Annotated in this window: 1 protein-coding gene; it reads left to right on the top strand. The window is 51.9% G+C overall.

The window, feature by feature from the left end; all coding sequences use genetic code 11:
- Positions 1–60: 60 nt before the first annotated feature.
- Positions 61–266 (top strand): protein ren (locus tag SB764_RS40990; protein ID WP_337144305.1); only part of this gene is annotated, 206 nt, incomplete at its 3' end.

The raw sequence follows: 266 nt of genomic DNA, 5'->3' as shown, positions 1-266 counted from the left end.
ACAGGCTCTGGCGAAGATCGCAGAAATCAAAGCTAAGTTCGGACTGAAAGGAGCAAGTGTATGACGGGCAAAGAGGCAATTATTCATTACCTGGGGACGCATAATAGCTTCTGTGCGCCGGACGTTGCCGCGCTAACAGGCGCAACAGTAACCAGCATAAATCAGGCCGCGGCTAAAATGGCACGGGCAGGTCTTCTGGTTATCGAAGGTAAGGTCTGGCGAACGGTGTATTACCGGTTTGCTACCAGGGAAGAACGGGAAGGAAA

Source organism: Paraburkholderia sp. SIMBA_027, from assembly GCF_046535315.1.
GTDB classification, from domain to species: domain Bacteria; phylum Pseudomonadota; class Gammaproteobacteria; order Burkholderiales; family Burkholderiaceae; genus Paraburkholderia; species Paraburkholderia tropica.
The sequence above is the reverse complement of the archived record's forward strand: the minus strand, read 5'-3'. Positions and strand labels throughout refer to the sequence as shown.